This is a genomic window from Marinobacter changyiensis, assembly GCF_009193265.1.
Taxonomy (GTDB): domain Bacteria; phylum Pseudomonadota; class Gammaproteobacteria; order Pseudomonadales; family Oleiphilaceae; genus Marinobacter; species Marinobacter changyiensis.
In genome coordinates, this window is record NZ_VZZZ01000003.1 from 240,879 (window position 1) to 258,015 (window position 17,137).

The following is a 17,137-nucleotide window of genomic DNA, read 5'->3' on the forward strand; positions in this document are numbered from 1 at the left end:
TGTATACGTTTATCATTTAATGATTAACCATCAGTGCTAATTAACTTCAAGTATAGTATAAAATTCGAACTATACGTAAAATTCTGTTTAAAAAACAAACACAACTAATTGCACCTACAATTAGTTGTGTTTGATACCCTAACCGCCTTTGTCAAAATTGAGTTTTTCCAATTTACAAAATCAAATATTGGATCCTCCCGTGTTTTTACGAACTGGCCCGAAGAACCATGAGCCAGCGCATAAAAACTCAACTTTGGTTGGCGGTTACATTTACTATCGCATCCTTTATTGAACCACAAAGTTATTAGGTGAACTCGGACTTGTCATTTTTGCGGGATTTCCCATTCCAATATAATGGTTCCCATAATCGTCCGTTGCCTCGGGTGTGCTTACTGTCAAAAAAAAGTCATCCAGATAAAGTGACTGAGTCTTAGGCGATCCTTCATTTCCGTACCAGGTAAATAAACTAAAATAAGTAACATAACTAGTTTCGGTTTTAAGGGTTCGGCGTTCACCCGTATCCCCAATAAGCTTTCCATCTACCCACACTCGTACCCGCGCGTTGCCACCTTCAGACTCTTTTTTATTATCGAGTTTTAAATAAAGTTCTACCGTTTTCCATTTCCCGAACTCAAAGTAATCGTCTCGATTCCCAATATAATACCAATTTTGTTCACCCTCAAAGATAAACCAGAACGGCTTAAAATTATTATGTTCAGGGTGACCATTTATATATAAATCATTATATCCTTCACTAATTCTTTTACCATCAATTATATTATAAGTACGAAGTCTCATAAACTTGTTACGGCCTTGATTAAACTCAAAACCTTTCGGGAAATACATGCGAGTTCTTATCCAGATTTCATCACCTTTTACGAGATCACTTCCTGCAATATGCTCGCATTTACCAAACTGTAAAGTTCCTCCAAAAGAACCAAACCCTGTACTTCCTTCCTTTATCGTCATTTTTATGGAACGACTACCGCTGTAGGCCTGATCGCTACTATAAACAGTCCCACCGGCATTCGTAGTAAAGGCCTCCTCTTCCAATGCTTTACAGTTTTGAGACTCAGCCTTTTCTCCTATCAATCCTCCTTCACCAGAGATTTTTACAGTAAAAGCTAACGAATTTTGGGAACAAATCAGTATTAAAAATGCCGAGCATATTCTTGAAGTTAAGATTTTCATATTAGTACCTTGATTGAAACTGCAAAATTCAATTTCATTATATTTCAGCTTCACTGTGGACGTTCAAAGCGAGTCATGTCTTGAAACTAAACTATCACGATTTTGCTTTCCAAAAAGTATCTAGGCTTTAAATTTTGAACAAATTCCGTGTAATTTACATAACAACTAAAAATCTCAAACGTCAGAAACATCGGTTGACCTAAAATCTCAGAGCACTGCAGATTGATACAAATCGCCTATTTCAATAGCTTTCTGATAGCCACTGGGACAAAACTAAAACAGGCCAAAGAACAAGTGCATTATCATTCGCGCCGCTCTGGTGTTCATCCCACAATGCCCTGTAGTGTTCAACATTAACGAGGCTTTTTATACTGGGACTGTGGAGTAGATCAAGTGACCAGGATTTCAGCTCACTCCTTAACCACTCAGAAAGAGGAACCGAAAACCCCATTTTTGGTCTTTCTATCATGGATTTAGGGACATGTTTATAGAGTATTTCTCTTAGCGGCCATTTCGTCTGGTTGTACTGGGTTTTTGTTACCGTGGGAATTCGCCACGAAAGCTCTACTATCTGTCGGTCAAGCAGAGGAAGACGGGTTTCTAGCGAGACGGACATTGCGGACCGATCTACCTTGGTGAGGTTGTCATCAACCAAGTAGTTCAACTGATCAACAAGTAACGCAGTAGTAATGAAATCGTCCGGTGAGTCGAATAAATTGGAAACTCGCTGATCAAGAGTGGTTGTTGTTATAGTACTATCAGGGTGAAGTCCATTAAATTTAAGAAGAAAAAGATAAACTTCGTGGTCGCTGGTAGCTTTCATTAAAAACCCGAGTTTTTTCAACTTGATTCCGAGGTTAGCTTGTTTAGTCTGACTCATCCCCGGTAGCTTGCGAAGATTAAGTAAGGCCCGGTCAATCAGGTTTGAGTTAAGGCTTAACAGAAATCGGCCAAGATTCATTTTTATAAGGTTGGGCCAAGAGTTGAATGCGTTGATTGAGCGGGAAGCTGTTGTGTATCGGTTATAGCCAGCAAATAGCTCGTCACCACCGTCTCCAGAAAGGCACACTGTCACCTCTTGACGCGCTATACCGGCAACAAGTATCGAGGGTAGCTGTGAGGGATCTGCAAATGGCTCATCATAAACGGTCGGCAGATTGCTGATCAGTTCTAGAACATCTTTGGTTTTGACGTAGGTTTCGTGATGGTCTGTGCCTAGGTGATTCGCAATCTCTCGTGCAAAGGGCGCTTCGTTAAACTGTTCTACCTCAAAGCCTATTGTAAATGTTTTGATCGGTCGCGCAGACTGCTTCTGCGCGAGTGCGGTGACCAGGCTTGAATCTATGCCGCCCGAAAGGAAACACCCGACCGGAACATCAGCTACCAACTGCCGGGAAATGGTGTCTTCGAGGTTTTGTTGGAGCAGCTCTACTGCAAGCTCAGGTTTTTCTATATAGCTACTTGCCTGCTTCACGCTCTTAAGATCCCAAAAGGGCCTTGGACTATACTTGGGGCCCGGGTAAGGACTGAACGATTCAGGTACGCCGTAATTATCTTTTCTAGCGAGCGTAAGGCTTGTTCCAGGAGGCAGCTTATAGATGTTTTGATAGATGGAATGCGGGGTAGGAATATAACCATAGGTGAGAAAGTCCCCTATGCAATCCCTGTTAATTGTGAGCGGATAATTGAGCGATTTTAGCGCCTTCAGCTCCGATGCGAAAACAAACCGTCCGCTAATCCACCCATAAAAGAGTGGCTTTTCACCCATCCTGTCTCTAGCAATTGTCAGCTCACTCCGTTTCTGGTCATACAGAGCAAATGCAAACATCCCATCGATCATGTCTAAGGTCTGCTCAATACCGTGAGCATCAACGAGAGCAAGAATCACCTCCGTGTCAGAATGACCCCTGAATTTAGTACCTTCACGTTCCAGGTCAGACTTTAACTTGGAGAAATTATAAATTTCGCCATTAAACGTAAGCACATAACGGCCGCTCGCGGCTAACATCGGCTGATGGCCATGTTCAGACAAATCTAAAATGGCCAGGCGGTTGTGCGTAAAGAGCAAATTATTTTCATCTTGCCAAAACCCGTTTCCGTCAGGGCCACGATGATGTAGAGATTTTATTAGTCGCTCGGCCTGGCTTTGAACTTCTTCACCTGTGAGCCGAGCAATTGTACAGCCAGCAATTCCACACATATCAGCTTCCTGCCAGTTTGCCGTAGTAGTCACTCAAGCTCTTTCCAATAGATGTATAATCATATTGCTCAAGAGCGAGCTTTCGTGCTGCTTTTCCCAAACGCAATCGCTCACTTGGAGATTCGATAAGACGCACAATTAATTCAACATATTCGTCAGCTCGATCAGCCAACAGAATGTCAACGCCGTCAGTAACATTAATTCCTTCGCTGGCTATTTTATGAGCAACAATCGGTTTTTCCATGGCAAGCGCATCGAGAATTTTTAGCTTGGTACCACCACCATCCATAATTGGACATACATAGACGGCAGCCTGCTCAATATAGTCTCGAACCTCATCTACGAACCCCAGTACATCGATATCGTCGTGCTCGATACCAAACTTTCTCACTTGTTCTGGTGGGCTAGCGCCAATAATCCGGAGTCGAATTCCAGAATGCAACGATCTTAGACGAGGCATTATTTCACGACAGATAAAAAGCGCAGCTTCAATATTTGGATACCAACTCATTGTTCCCACAAAAACAAGAGTTTTATCCTCCTGTTTTAGTCCTTTAGGCGCAAAAAAATTGGTATCTACGCCATTTGGAATCGTCTTAATACTAGACAAGGGGGATATCTTACGTAGTCTTTCTGAATCTATATCCGAACAAGTAATGTGTCCCCGATATTTTGAGCAAACCTTTTCTTCAAAACGTTGTAAACGAAACCCCTCTTGAAAGAAATAAGCCCGTTTTATTAATGATTTCTCTTGTCGAGATCGCCGAAGAAGCATGTGAGATTCGATATTATGATGGTCCAAAATGCACGGGAGGTTATCTAAAAGAGGCCTGTAAATATCCAGACTTATTGTGTCGAGATGTACGAGGTCATAGTTTTTAAGAACAATTTTTTCCGATAACGCTTTAGTAAATGCGTCAGAACGAAGCCAATTAATAGTGTAAGGATACCGTGAAAATAGACTAGTAAAAGCTAAAAGCATTTTCCCTGAAGCTTTGGAATCACATTGGATATCGAAGAATTTAACGTCATTACATATTTTGGACAGTTCTTTATGCGCATCGGCTAATCCCAGCTCAATATTTCCTTTGTATAGAGGTGCTATCAGGTCTTTCTGATTAAATGCCAACAGATCAATTTCATGATATTTGGAGAGCTCTCTCAACAAATAGAAGGAACGTTGAAGAACACCGCCTTTTGGTGGATAAGGCACGAGATGGGATAGCCAGAGAATCTTCATAATGCTCACTGATTAGCTTTAAAATAAAATTTGGTTTTTCAAGACATAGCTCAAAATCTTCTAATTCGAAACTCCAATATCTGCTAACTGATTTTCTCTGCTGATTTTAGATCGACGTTTCTTGGGATTTTTTGATAAAACATTTCTTGTTAAAGAACGCTTAATTATTGCTAGCGAAAGAAGGAAGTAAATATAAGGGTAAAACGTTATCGACATGAAAAGCGCGCCCACAAAATAAGTTAAGACAGCCCCGTTAAGGCATATCCGAAAGCTTTCAAGAAATTCAAGCTCCGGCCCTGGGTCTATGTATTTTTTAAGCAGGGACTTGTTGGAAAAGACAGAAAAATGGAACCAAAGATATAAAATCAGGGCTGGAATTCCCAGTGTTGAAATCACCTCAATAAGTGAATTGTGGGCGACTTCTTTTCTGTTCGCCAGGTAGCTGCCATCATTTACTTTGTAGTACCTTTGATAGTGTTCCGGGAATGTCCTGAAGCCCACGCCGAGCAACGGGTAGTTCTTAGCCATATCGATTCCAGCCTCCCAATAATTCAGACGAGTCGTGGAGGTCTGATCCGAACCTGCGGTTTCAAAACGAGCTTTCTGCTCTTCCGGGAAGAGCGCCCAGGCGACCGACACGAAAACAATGACATACACCAGGTTTTTAAAGCGAATTTTCCTGTAAGCCAGTAACAAGTAAATGAGCCCTACGAGAAGTGCCAGTTGCCCTCCCCTAGAGCTTGCGGCCATAACAGTCATAACCGCCGTTATGGGGAATAACCAGTAAAGCTTCGTTTTTGGCTTCATGTACAGGATCAACGGAATGGACATTACCGCACCTATCGCCATTAGCAAACTGAACTCACCGCTGTTCTGGAAAAAGCCGGCGGGCCCCTGTAGGCCCCAGCCGGCAAAGCCAAACCCGCGGCTAATCCAGGTACGTGCGCCAAAAAAAGACATCTTGAAAATACACAGAAAGAAGACGATCAGCAGCAGTTGTAGCTGCTTGACGTTTTTCACACAGTTCGACAGGAACAAAACCTCAAAAGCAAAAATAAAGGGCGTGGTGATACCCTGGGAAGATATATTGGGGTAAAGCGAGTTCATAGCCGATAGCACGGCCAGAGTCGCAAAAAGAAATACCAGAAAATGGGTGCCGGTGAATTTGAGCCTGCTGTTACCGATCATGGTCAGAAAGCCAACCAATATAGTGATCTCGATCCAGGGTATGATATTAAGCCCGGGAATGATGACTTGGGGACGCAGGTAATACAGCACTATAAAGGCCAGACCGAGGTAAAAAATCAAATCCTGCCCTTTCAAACCCTGCCGGAGTGCTTGTAAGTCATCTTTGAGTACGGAAAACACCATTACCTCTTTAGGCTTTTTGCCAATTCAACAGTATGGTAGACGATGTCATCAATGGTTTTGCTCATGAAGGTGTCGTTAGCGGAATAGGGATCGTTGATGCGAAACGTTTTCTTTTTCCCGAAAGATCCCAGGAGTAGGAAGGGTCCGCTGTACCCAAGGCTTTGGATGGCCTTGATGTGGCTCGCTTCCATACACACAAAGACGTCGCCAGCACTGGGCACGTAGTCTTCTACACTTGTGGTTTTATGGGACGATAGGTCTATATTTTTTGATTCATACGCAATTTTTAATAGCCGAGGATTCGCACCTTTGCCGGTGTTCGTGTTCAGGCCCATTGAAATGGCATCGATGTCTGAATGGTTTTTGAAGACCCATTCTGCAAGCGCGCTTCGACAGATGTTTCCCTGGCAAACGAATACCAGTCGCTCGGGCGGCGTTTCCCATCGACTGTACTGCCGAAAAAGGCCAACCCGACAGGAGAACTCGTCCCGCAAATAACTCAGCAAACCCTTTTTGCTGCCGAATTTGTTCATGATGTATTCACGGAACATTATGCTGCCCCAATTTCATAGAGATTGGTGTACCGCTCGCGCATTACGTCCTCGCTGTAGTTGTCCTTTACGTACTTTCTTCCCTCTACCAGGCGTTCTGAACCTTCAGTACTCTGTGTGCTTTTCTGAAGTGTTTCCAGCGCTGTAAAAAGGGATCCTGCGGTATGCTCATCAGCTAAAAACAGTAAGTGCTCAGGCACCACGCGTTCGACGCCGTTGCGGGTGGAGAGAATCGGCTTGGCCGCTGCAAGCGCCTGGGTCAACGCCAGCGGGTGTCCCTCTGATGAAGATGTCATCATGAACACATCAATTGACCCGAAAAAACCGGGTACGTCGTCGATAAAACCCAGGAACTCAACGTTTTCCTGTAACCCCAACTCTTTTACTTTCCTTATAAGCTCGATGCCACCACTCTTAGTGCCGTCACCGGCGATTCGAAGCCTGACGTTTATACCTTTACTTTTCAAAAGTCCCACCAACTCAATGGCGAGAGGATAGTTTTTTGCGGGTCTTATATTCCCCAAACACCCCAGAATAAGAGGCTTGTCGGACTTCTCCAGTCCATGAACAGGCTGTTTTTCCAATTCATTTAAATCGATGCCATTGGGAATAACTATTGGATGGAGCCGGCAGTAGGAATTGGTAGTGTGATTTATGGTGTTTTTCAGATCTTCCGTTACAGACACCACATGTTTGGAGCCCATTTTTATGAGGGCCAGCTTTGCGTTACGAAAACGTTCGTCTGGGGAAATGTCCACATGACCATGAAATGTGGCCGTGACAGGTAGCCGGGTAAATAGCCCCATAATAGATGTGTAGACATTAGAGCCAAGCAGGTGAGACTGGATATGAGTAACTTTTTCTTTTCGGATGATTGAAAACAGTTCAAAAAGAAACCGGAGATTCAGCGAGCCCTTACAATCCCGGATATAATAAGGAATCGAGCGTTGTTTGAGCTGTTGTTCTACCCAGCCCGGCCCTCGGATCAAAGCGATACTCCGGTAGCCTTGTTTTATGCAGCCCTCAGCGAGGGCCAGAAAAACCGTTTCTGCTCCTCCCGGGCCAGTGGTATCAATCACATGAAGTACCGTGGGAGTCATTCCATGTTTGCCCATTCCATTGATCCGCTCTGTGTATTCGTTCTATGTTAACCTACGTAAATAACTGGAGCCAGTGATGTTTCTACACGGATTTGTTAGAATTAATACTAGGTCTTTCCAAGAGGTTTTGAATGGATTCTAATTTGCTCAGCGTGCTGGTTCTGGATGCCAACCAGCGGAGTGCCCTTGCGGTTACTCGCTCACTGGGCAAGTCCGGCCAGTACCTTATCACTACGGCTGACACCACTGTACAGGCGCTCGCTGGCGCCTCTCGCTACAGTCAGGCTTATCTCCAGCATCCTGAACCAGGTCAAACGCCTCGCGAGTTTATTGCCTGGATTAAAAATCTCACAAACCACCAACATTTCGATTTGGTAATGCCCACCACCGAAGTGACCAGCCAGCTACTGCTTTTTTACCGGGATGAATTACCGAATATCGAGCTCCCGTTTGCACCCTATAAAACGGTAATGGCCCTTTCTGACAAAATTTCCCTTGTGGAGCTTGCAAAAAGTCTGGGCATTGATGTTCCGGAAAGCCGAATGTTCAAAAATGCTGCTGAACTGGAGGGCGTTTCACTTAGCTACCCTTGCGTGCTCAAGCCAGCTTTATCGCGTATTTATACCGGGGAGGACTGGATACACACCCATGTGAAAGTTATTCACGATGCTTCCGGGCTGCAAGCGGCTCTGGAACGGGCACCTTATCTCCAGATGTCGCCTTTCATGCTGCAATCCTTTATTCCCGGCCACGGCGGCGGAGTGTTTTGCTTGTATAACAATGGCAAACCGGTACAGTTCTTTGCCCACGAGCGTCTCCGGGAAAAGCCGCCCGAGGGTGGCGTCAGCGTACTGTGCCGGAGTGTACCGGCGGACCAGAAACTCAGGGCAACCGCGCAGAAGCTTTTAGGGGCAGTTAATTGGCATGGGGTTGCAATGGTCGAGTTCCGGATTACCCCGGAAGGTAAGGCTTATCTCATGGAGGTCAACACCCGCTTCTGGGGGTCTTTGCAACTGGCGGTAGACTCTGGCGTGGATTTTCCCTTGATGCTGGCAAAGGCGCAGCTTGGACAACCCGTAGACAGCACAGAGAGTTACCATACTGATCAGCGGCTACGTTGGCTTTTGGGCGATCTCGACAGCCTTTACCTGTATTTGAAGGGGCGCCAGCCATGGAATAAAAAGATTATGAGACTGATCAGTTTTCTTTCCATTAGACTGCGTCATCAAAAGCACGAAGTTAACCGTCTGGACGACGTGATGCCGGCATGGCTGGAATTTAAGGAGTACATAAGGGCACTGGTAAAATAATGTTGAGTATTCCACGCCCCACAATCATTTTCGGATGCTTTACTGGAGTTGTTTCAGGGTGATGCTATCCCAAGTTGCGATTAATCTGTTAACGAGCGAGCCAATTTGCAAACTGATGCAACCCCTCAGAAGCCGGGTAGTGCCGGTTTTTCTCTTACACCGGTTCGCGGACGAATCCCGAGGCATACAGGGTCATTCTCAGGCACACCTTGAAACTGCACTTACGTTTCTCAAAACTAACGGTTATACCGTGGTGTCAGTCCGACAGGTGGTGGAGGCTGTCATCAGTGGCGATCCACTGCCACCAAGAGCCGTCGCGTTTACCCTTGATGATGGGTTTTACGACCAGGCCAAAACCGCCTTGCCAGTATTCGAAAATTACCAGGCACCTGTTACGTTATTTTTGGCCACGGACATGCAGGACCAACGTTACTGGTCCTGGGACTATAAGATAGAGTATTTGTTTAAACACACTTTGCAGAAACGCCTGGAAATTGATCTTGGGGATGGTGCCAAGGAAATATCCTTCGCCACTGCGGGGGATAAACGACTGCTGGTTAGAAATCTTCGAAATCTCCACAAGCGCTCAACGAACCAGGCTGCCGAAGTGGCCGTGGAATATTTTGCAGAGCGCCTGGAAGTTAATCTTCCGAAGGAAGCCCCTGATGAGTATCAGCCGATAACCTGGGAGCAAGCCCGCAGCCTGGAATCCCGCTATGTTGAGTTCGGGCCACACACCCAACGCCATCCGATTCTGGCCCAAATCAGTGATGAGCAGGCCCGTAATGAGATCCTGGGAAGTTGGCAAGCACTGAAAGTCAATATCGCGAATCCCGTTCCGATTTTCTGTTACCCGAGCGGGCGCGAAGGGGTGGATTTTGGTGCCAGGGAGCAGGAGATCGTCAAGCAGGCAGGATTGATTGGCGCGCTTTCAGCCGATCCTGGCTATGTTCATCTGACGCAAGCAAACAACAACCTCTACGCCCTAAAGCGATTCAGTTTTCCGAACGATATGACTCAGTTCAAACAGTATTGTAGTTGGCTGGAGTATGCCAAGGAAAAAATGTCTCGCCGATGACCCTTAGCCTCTCAACCCCTGTCTTTCAGGCGGTAAAGTAGTTTGAGTATGGGATGCCTTACCAGCATAAGGGATACAAGTGGCTCATTCTCGGTGGCGAGACGCTGCTTGTAATTTTCATTCTTGCCCGATCCGGCCAGCATATCAAAGCTGTGTACGCCCCCTTCCCGAAAAGCCCGCTCGATAGCGTAGCCGAGATGCAGGGTGCCGACAGCGAGTTTCGGGTGAAAGTCCTCATCAAAGCCACTTTGGAGATTATAGACGCACCCTTGATACTTCACGTTATAAAGCACGGATATCAATTGATCATCGCATCGAAGGGCCAGAAGCTGGGGCTCGCCTCCCTCGCTAACTACTCTTTTCAGAAAGGCAGTATTGAAAGCGAGAGCCCTGGTGCCATAAACCGGTTTCCCCCAGCGGCGCTGATGGAAGTCATTGAGGTGGCGGAAGAATTCACTGGGGTCGCAGTTGTTCTCATACACATTCTGGTGGGAAATACTGCCGATGGATTCCAACACCGGACGGCGGTTATAAAGGCGAAGCCGCGTGTTTCGCCCCAAGGATTTCAGGTAGTCATCAAATGATCGGTCAGTACGAATCTTCCACGCGATATCCTCGGCGGTCACTCTGATCAGCCAGTGTTTGTTACGAGCCAAAGCAAGAAGTTCAGTTACCTCATCTGAACCTGCAATCAGATCATTGAAAATGGCTTCTGCCCAGGGGCGCCGGTCCATCAGCTTTTTTAACTGGGCGATGGCCAGTGACGGGGTGTCATAGGCGGTCGAGAAGGTGTTGTATTCGGTTCTGGTAGATCTTATTTTGCGGTAGTTGCTACCCACGAACTCGATGGAGCGTACCGGCAGAAACCCTTTTATGCGGTATGTTGAGGTGTAGATACCGGTCCTGCCTTCAGCCCAGTCTCTTACCAGTTCAAGCCTGTTTTCCTCCCCCCATGTTTCCCACCAGGCGCGTTGCCATGCGTCGGTTTGAAAGAGGCTCATATCAAGGCAGGCTCTTCACAATATGCGGGCCGATCAGCCTCGTAAGCCATACCGGCAAACGCTGCCATACCGCAATCAGTAGTTTGAACTTGGGGTTGTGGGGGTTGAGTTCCGGCAGGCTTTTACCAGTTGGCAAGCAATAATCCCAGTGCAGGGGTATCGGCTGAGCACCCCATTGCTGCTTGAACTTGTAGGTACCTGCATCTTTACTGCACCGCCCGAAGTCAAACACCTTGTAGCCCTTAGCAATGGTATATTCCAGTACCTTCCAGTACATGAACATATTGATGCCGGTGGAGTTGAATTCCCGCAATGTGGATGCCCAGGGAATCTCCATCTGCGGTGCGTGACCAATTAAAAACGCACAACCTGCAGGTTTCCCGCTCAGCTTCACAACCACCAGCCGGGCTGATTCGCCCAGATGTTGGAGCAGATTAAGGAAAAAGTTTTTGCCATAAACGGGTGTACCGAGGTCCCTCATATTACTGGCAAACACGTCATAGAAATCATCCAGCAACTCCGGACCGCCTACCAGAAATTCTGGCTCTTCCCGCTCAGGCCGGCGTATCTGGGCACGAAGTTTGGGGCGGAAGCTCTGCCAGAGCAATTCCGGTGTAGTCGGCAGAGGTAGCAAAAACGTTACTTTATCGCATCGCTGTTGCAGTTCAAGCCCACTGTTCTGGAGATGCCGTAACTCGATATGACTGGCACCAACGTTCTGTCGCCATTCATTGGCCGCAGCGACAAGCTTGGTGGCCGCCTCCTGATTGTTCGCGAGCAGCCCCCCGTAGTTAAAATAGGGCGCGGACACGATAAAATTACCAAACAGTTTGCTACTGAGCTGAACGAGTGGCAAGACACCCAGCATTTCACCGTCCGCGGATAGTGCGTAACAGTAATGAGTGGTGTGACCATACGTCTGCTCGATAAAACTGCGGATGTTAATGTAATGGTAGGGGGTGGCAGCGGGATGATTTTTAACAAATTCATCCCAGGCCAATTCTGCCTTTGCCCCGCGAACAACCGCAACGATCTGGTGGACCGGTTTGGTTGAGATATTCCGGATGGGGCCGGCACGACTCGGGAGCTTTGATTCTTCGGATAATGCGTTGGTATCTTCAGCTTGGTTTAATTTTTTCTTCTCGGCCTTTTGCAACGCTTTGACTTCATCCGACACCCCTTTGAGACGGTGAATCAGGGTATCTGGATCCTCCCCGGCTTTTTTTGCCTGACCGATCTGACGGCTCAGGCTGCCCTTGAGGGCTTTCAGATCTTCCAATTGCTGTTTGGGGGACGGTGGCGTTGACTGAGCAAGTTCTTCCATAAAATGATGCTAGACCTTGACCGGGGATGCATTGAACTCTATGGCATCCATCACATCGGACACGGAACCAAACTCAAAGTCACCCAGCAAGCGACGCAAGCGGTCGTAGCACACCGACAGGTTGTTATAGTGCCGGAACCTGGAGAAAGCGCTGACTTTGAGACGCGGCTGGCCGGGGTCTACTTCCCACGGATGCAGGTAGAATATGAACGGCTGCCCTGCCCGATTAATTTTACCAAGCCCCCAACGGCTCAGAGCGTAAGGGTACAACCTGAAGTAACCTCCTCCGGCAATGGGCATGCGATAGCTGCCCACCGGGCAGGTTGAAAGCGGAAATTCTTTCAATATGCCTCCAGAGGGTGCTTCCAGGAGATAAGGCTGGTGCGGTGTGCCCGGCATGCCATAGCGGTCGTGGTGCACCGGAAATATGGATGAGTCCCAGGTAAAGCCCTCCTCACACAGGATATCGAGCGCCCAGCGAGACTCAGCAGTAATGGAATAACTGGCTGCACGATAACCGTTGACCGACTCGCCGGTGATGTCTTCAAGGAGCTGCTTTGATTTTCGGGTTTCCTCGCGGAACACCTCGGGGCTCTGGTTATACACCAACTGATGGCTATAACCGTGGCTGGCAATCTCGTGACCGGCTTGCTGAATTCGTCTTACCAGGGCCGGTGACCGCTCAGCTACCCACCCCAGAGTAAAAAATGTGGCTTTGGTCTGGCGCGCTTCAAACAGTTCAAGAAGCTTATCGGTATTGGCTTCCACCCGATACTCCATTGAAGGCCAGTCTTTGACCTCGACGGCCTCCGCAAGTGCCGCAACCTGAAAATAATCTTCCACATCGACGGTCAGGGCGTTTTTTATCTGTCGCATGGTTAACTCACTTCTCTGATTAATTTTTTGGCAGCTATTTTTTCAGGTGCTTTTCAGACGCTATCAGGACGTTATGCAGGTACCGGCTCGCCCTTTGCCAACAAATTATAAGAAGCGATAATTCACTCCGATAAGTAACCAGTTTTCGGTATATTCCCGGTTCGGAACGTCGTCGCTCGTGCGCTGATTACGCCCAATACGGCCGGTGAGATTGAGTTGACGGTTTAGCTGATAAATGAGGCCCATATCAAGCCTCAAGAGGTCATCTTCCGTGCCTTCGTCCTCATACCGAAAGAAGCTATAGCCAGCGCCCGCACTAAACGACAATTGTTCAACAACAGGCCGGCTATAGCGGGTAGATACTCCTAAAACATCTTCCTTATTATTTGTCTGGAGGTAATCTGACCGGCTGGCATTAAATACGACATTTAGCGAGCCGGCGTCACTGAATAGTTTGTTAATACCTGCATTCAGTGCGGTCACTTCCACAATCGTTGTTTCCTGCAGATTAAATTCGAAATCGTCGAACCGGGTATCAAAATCCGATGTCGTGTCTGTCAGTTCGCGACTCGCTTGCACGTAAACATCTGCGGTCGGATTGATCTCTCTTCGCAGCATGAGATCACCGACGATTGCGTCGTTCTCCTGAGTTTCCCCGTTGAATGTCCGCTCCAACTCACTATATCCAATTGAACCACTCAGATGTGTTGCAACCCATCCCTGGCCGAACGTGAGACTGACCGTGTTGCGGTCAATTTCTTCTCCGGTGTCGAGCTCCGCACGATTGGTATCGACACGGACACCCCCGGAAAGGGTTTCACTGAACAAGTGATTCCAGGCAACTATGCCAATTACGCGATCACTATCCGGTTCGTCCTGGCCTTCGAAATCCGTACGCTCATATTGGGCAGAGAGGTCAACGGTATCCACTTCTCCCAATTCGAGGCTATAACGGGGACCTGTCCGGAAAATGTTCTTGCGCGTGGTGTTCTCGGGAGTAGAAGGGTTCCTGCTGTTCTGGTTCACCTGCCGAAGGTCGTCCGAAACCTGCCAGACAAGTCTTTCAGCTAACTCACAATCCCCTGCGAAACTACCATTGGTGTAAACCTCAGGATCAAAGGTATTGCTATGGAAATAACCGTAACCTAAATTAGCTGAAAGATAGGAATTACAGCGACCGGGGTCGGTTCTGTGTTCCGCCCGAACATTAAGGCGAGTTTCAAGATCACTTTGCTCGTTGGTCGAAGCCTGGCCAACGTTATCGCTGTATCGGTTATCCATTCCCACAGAAAGTCGAAGGGGCTCTGCCAGAAGTTGAGAGGATATTAAAACGATACCGAAACCAGACGAAAGACTCGCAACGAGCGGGATCTTCCGTGATCGAGTGAATCTAACCATTGATGATCGTCCCCACAAACTTTTGCTGATTGAACGACATGGACAGCTCCTCAACCCTGCCAGGTGTTATTTTACCATGCGGCACCACCATCAACGTGTAGTCGCAAAGTTCGGTGAGGATGCGGGCATCCGGTGAATCTGAAATCGGGGCCGTGTCCAGAACAATAAAACGGTCCGGATATCGGCGTCTGATCGCCTGAAGGAACTGCTTCATCCGGAAGGATGTAAAGAACTCTGACGATGTTTCTCGCCGGCTGCCAGCAGGAATAAGGCGCAACCTCGGAATACCTGTAGGGTAAAGAATGCGGGCAATGTCGTAATCCGGATCATCAAGAAAGTCGGTCAGGCCGCTCTCCGGGACTATATCCAGGGTTGAGTGCAAAGCCGGGTCACGGAGGTTGCAGTCGATTATCAATGCGGTTTTGGCTTCATCGAATGCAAACGCCGCTGCCAGGTTCAAGGCTATAAAAGAGGCTCCAGCGCCCTCACTGGCACCGCTCACCACCATGGTGAAGTTGTTACCGCCGGACCTCTCCAATAACTGAGTTCTCAGGCTTCTGAAGCGGTTGACCAGATCGCGGTTTGGGGACTCAGGGTATATTATTCGGCGCTCGTCCAGATCATCACAGGTCAGGGTGCGCGGTTCCTGCATTCGTGCAATTTGCTTGCTGATGACGTATTTGTCGACAGCGCCCGGCCCAAGCTCCAGGGAACTGGGCACCAGCAATCTCGAATCATCCCATTCGGAGTAGCTCACCACGCCACCGTTGTCTCTATCCTTCTGCTTCATCCAATAGGATTCGGACTTTTCCGGCAAATCACCAGGCGTATGATTAAGATCGGCAATCTCGCCAGTGCTAGGCTTATCAGTTTTCTTTTTGCCAGCGGGAACTGTCTCGGTACCGTCATTCCTGTTCTGTTTGGATTCAGTCATCAGAAAATCCCTAATTCAGACGTTACTGCAATCGCGACATACACCACTACGACGATCAGTGAACATACCTTCACGGCAAAAGTGGCTCGGCTGTCACGTCTCTTTTCAAACGGTGTCCTGACGTTTGGAATTTCGATCAGCACAGGGAACTCAGTATGCTCTTCCAACTGTTCCCGGGCCCGGACACGAGGATCGACCTGAAGCAACCCTGCAACAGCGCCAAAGGGTGCCGCCATTCCCAGAAAAAGACCTGCGATTGCAAACATCAGGAACTTGGGTCCCTCAGGAACCAAAGGATATTGAGCTGTTTCGTTGATACGAAAGTTCAGACCTTGTCCTTCTATGTCCAGATGCATTGACACCCGCGCCCTCTCACGTCGTTTCAGAAGGTCATCATAAATCTGCTTGTTGACCTCCATATCCCGGGTCAACTCGGAATATTCGGTTTTATTGGCCTGGATCCGCTCCATTCGACTCTCCTGCTGGGCGATAAGACCCTTGAGAGACCGAATTCGGGTTTCAAGGCTTTCCATGTCCGCTCGGGTGGTTGACAAGACGCCACCCAACTCCTGATAGAGCGGGTTGATGGTGCTTTCGCTCATCAGCGAGGAGTCCTGGGTCGGCTGGCCACTAGCGATTGCCTGGTCGCGCTGTTTACGGAGCTCCGCTATTTGCTCCCGTAAAATAACGATGTCCGGATAGGTATCAAGATATCTGAGTCGCAGCTCGTCCAACTGGGATTCCATGGCCCGAATTCGTTCCTGATAAATGTCTACTGTCCTGCCCTGGCGTATGGTTTGATCCACACCAGTCAGTTGGTTCTCCAGGGAATTCATTCGAGTAGTCAGTTCAGCCTTTTCAAGCTCTGCCAGTTCCAGCTGGCTCCGGAGGTTTGCCATTCGGGAGTTAGCTTCTGCTTCAGTGCCGTCAACATTCTCGGAGAGAAAAATTTGCAGGCGGGCCTCCACATTTGCCAATTGCTCCTCATAACTTTTGACTTGCTTATCAATGAAGTCATAAGCACCACGACTTTCAACTTTTTTTCTGCGGTTGGTTTCTTCGATAAAGACCTGACCTAACCGTTGAGCGGTACGAAAGGCTTCCATCGGAGAGGTCGCTCTATAACCAATACTGAAATAATTCTCCCCACGCGCCTCAACAGTCGTATTATCGCGAAGTGACCCGATGCGGCCTTCAATTTGCGCTGGCGCAGCTGATTCCGCACCAGCCCCATAGATGTCAGGATCTTTCGCAATTTGCTCAAGAACACTACGTCCCCACAGGGTCTCTCTTGCCGTGGACGCCTGCTCACTTATTTTCGTAGTGACAGCACTGCCCTCCATCAAGGTCCCGATAATGTTTTGATCATCAACGTAAATCACAACCTGAGAGCTGTATTTGTAGGGCCACAGGAAGCCTGCAGCAAGAACCGCGAAACTGACGCCAGCAAACACGAGGAAAGCTAACCACTTACGGGTCTTAACTTCGCGAATAATCTCTTTAGGTAGATGGGATAGAGGTAATGCCATAATTAATATCCGAAATTCATGTGATCATCCTGAT

14 protein-coding genes are annotated in these 17,137 nt (G+C 47.8%); 2 read left to right on the forward strand and 12 right to left on the reverse strand.

What is annotated here, in order from left to right; all coding sequences use genetic code 11:
- Positions 1-285: 285 nt before the first annotated feature.
- From F6Y09_RS09840 to F6Y09_RS09865, 6 genes are all read right to left on the reverse strand, one after another.
- Positions 286-1,191, reverse strand: a complete 906-nt coding sequence (locus F6Y09_RS09840; RefSeq protein ID WP_152206758.1) for a hypothetical protein — start codon at positions 1,189-1,191, stop codon at positions 286-288.
- A gap of 241 nt (positions 1,192-1,432) precedes the next feature.
- The gene (gene asnB / locus F6Y09_RS09845; protein WP_152206759.1) at positions 1,433-3,424 is read right to left on the reverse strand and encodes an asparagine synthase (glutamine-hydrolyzing); all 1,992 of its coding nucleotides are present in this window, start codon (positions 3,422-3,424) and stop codon (positions 1,433-1,435) included.
- Positions 3,393-4,631: a glycosyltransferase family 4 protein gene (locus tag F6Y09_RS09850; RefSeq protein ID WP_152206760.1), complete on the reverse strand. Its 1,239-nt coding sequence runs from the start codon at positions 4,629-4,631 to the stop codon at positions 3,393-3,395. Before F6Y09_RS09850 ends, asnB begins: the two co-directional genes overlap by 32 nt.
- Before the next feature lie 60 nt (positions 4,632-4,691).
- Complete coding sequence (locus F6Y09_RS09855; protein ID WP_179959394.1) at positions 4,692-5,999, reverse strand: O-antigen ligase family protein; 1,308 nt, start codon at positions 5,997-5,999, stop codon at positions 4,692-4,694.
- Positions 6,000-6,001: 2 nt separating this feature from the next.
- A complete protein-coding gene (locus F6Y09_RS09860) occupies positions 6,002-6,553 on the reverse strand; it encodes an arsenate-mycothiol transferase ArsC (protein WP_152206762.1) in 552 nt (183 codons plus the stop codon).
- The gene (locus F6Y09_RS09865; RefSeq protein WP_152206763.1) at positions 6,553-7,668 is read right to left on the reverse strand and encodes a glycosyltransferase family 4 protein; all 1,116 of its coding nucleotides are present in this window, start codon (positions 7,666-7,668) and stop codon (positions 6,553-6,555) included. The genes F6Y09_RS09860 and F6Y09_RS09865 overlap by 1 nt, the downstream gene beginning before the upstream one ends.
- Before the next feature lie 116 nt (positions 7,669-7,784).
- Here F6Y09_RS09865 and F6Y09_RS09870 point away from each other — a divergent pair, with 116 nt between their 5' ends.
- Both F6Y09_RS09870 and F6Y09_RS09875 read left to right on the forward strand, forming a co-directional pair.
- Complete coding sequence (locus F6Y09_RS09870; protein ID WP_152206764.1) at positions 7,785-8,963, forward strand: carboxylate--amine ligase; 1,179 nt, start codon at positions 7,785-7,787, stop codon at positions 8,961-8,963.
- A gap of 139 nt (positions 8,964-9,102) precedes the next feature.
- Positions 9,103-10,041 carry a polysaccharide deacetylase family protein gene (locus tag F6Y09_RS09875; RefSeq protein WP_179959396.1) on the forward strand — a complete coding sequence of 313 codons (939 nt, stop codon included), beginning with the start codon at positions 9,103-9,105 and terminating at the stop codon, positions 10,039-10,041.
- 11 nt (positions 10,042-10,052) lie between these two features.
- On the opposite strand, the gene F6Y09_RS09880 is transcribed toward F6Y09_RS09875, so the two are convergent.
- From F6Y09_RS09880 to F6Y09_RS09905, 6 genes are all read right to left on the reverse strand, one after another.
- A complete protein-coding gene (locus tag F6Y09_RS09880) occupies positions 10,053-11,042 on the reverse strand; it encodes a GNAT family N-acetyltransferase (RefSeq protein ID WP_152206766.1) in 990 nt (329 codons plus the stop codon).
- Between the two features lies 1 nt (position 11,043).
- A complete protein-coding gene (locus F6Y09_RS09885; protein WP_152206767.1) occupies positions 11,044-12,366 on the reverse strand; it encodes a FemAB family XrtA/PEP-CTERM system-associated protein in 1,323 nt (440 codons plus the stop codon).
- Between the two features lie 9 nt (positions 12,367-12,375).
- Positions 12,376-13,242, reverse strand: coding sequence for an XrtA system polysaccharide deacetylase (locus F6Y09_RS09890; protein ID WP_152206768.1), 867 nt, complete (start codon positions 13,240-13,242; stop codon positions 12,376-12,378).
- Between the two features lie 105 nt (positions 13,243-13,347).
- Entirely contained in the window at positions 13,348-14,523 is a 1,176-nt protein-coding gene (locus F6Y09_RS09895) for an outer membrane beta-barrel protein (protein WP_246180450.1), read from the reverse strand.
- Between the two features lie 109 nt (positions 14,524-14,632).
- Positions 14,633-15,574 carry a P-loop NTPase family protein gene (locus F6Y09_RS09900; protein WP_246180452.1) on the reverse strand — a complete coding sequence of 314 codons (942 nt, stop codon included), beginning with the start codon at positions 15,572-15,574 and terminating at the stop codon, positions 14,633-14,635.
- Complete coding sequence (locus F6Y09_RS09905; RefSeq protein ID WP_152206770.1) at positions 15,574-17,103, reverse strand: XrtA system polysaccharide chain length determinant; 1,530 nt, start codon at positions 17,101-17,103, stop codon at positions 15,574-15,576. Before F6Y09_RS09905 ends, F6Y09_RS09900 begins: the two co-directional genes overlap by 1 nt.
- Between the last annotated feature and the right edge of the window lie 34 nt (positions 17,104-17,137).

Coding starts and splice junctions, on each gene's coding strand:
- F6Y09_RS09840 (WP_152206758.1), bottom strand. CDS start 1,191: ATGAAAATCTTAACTTCAAGAATATGCTCGGCATTTTTAATACTGATT.
- F6Y09_RS09850 (WP_152206760.1), bottom strand. CDS start 4,631: ATGAAGATTCTCTGGCTATCCCATCTCGTGCCTTATCCACCAAAAGGC.
- F6Y09_RS09860 (WP_152206762.1), bottom strand. CDS start 6,553: ATGTTCCGTGAATACATCATGAACAAATTCGGCAGCAAAAAGGGTTTG.
- F6Y09_RS09865 (WP_152206763.1), bottom strand. CDS start 7,668: ATGGGCAAACATGGAATGACTCCCACGGTACTTCATGTGATTGATACC.
- F6Y09_RS09870 (WP_152206764.1), top strand. CDS start 7,785: ATGGATTCTAATTTGCTCAGCGTGCTGGTTCTGGATGCCAACCAGCGG.
- F6Y09_RS09880 (WP_152206766.1), bottom strand. CDS start 11,042: ATGAGCCTCTTTCAAACCGACGCATGGCAACGCGCCTGGTGGGAAACA.
- F6Y09_RS09885 (WP_152206767.1), bottom strand. CDS start 12,366: ATGGAAGAACTTGCTCAGTCAACGCCACCGTCCCCCAAACAGCAATTG.
- F6Y09_RS09890 (WP_152206768.1), bottom strand. CDS start 13,242: ATGCGACAGATAAAAAACGCCCTGACCGTCGATGTGGAAGATTATTTT.
- F6Y09_RS09895 (WP_246180450.1), bottom strand. CDS start 14,523: ATGGATAACCGATACAGCGATAACGTTGGCCAGGCTTCGACCAACGAG.
- F6Y09_RS09900 (WP_246180452.1), bottom strand. CDS start 15,574: ATGACTGAATCCAAACAGAACAGGAATGACGGTACCGAGACAGTTCCC.
- F6Y09_RS09905 (WP_152206770.1), bottom strand. CDS start 17,103: ATGGCATTACCTCTATCCCATCTACCTAAAGAGATTATTCGCGAAGTT.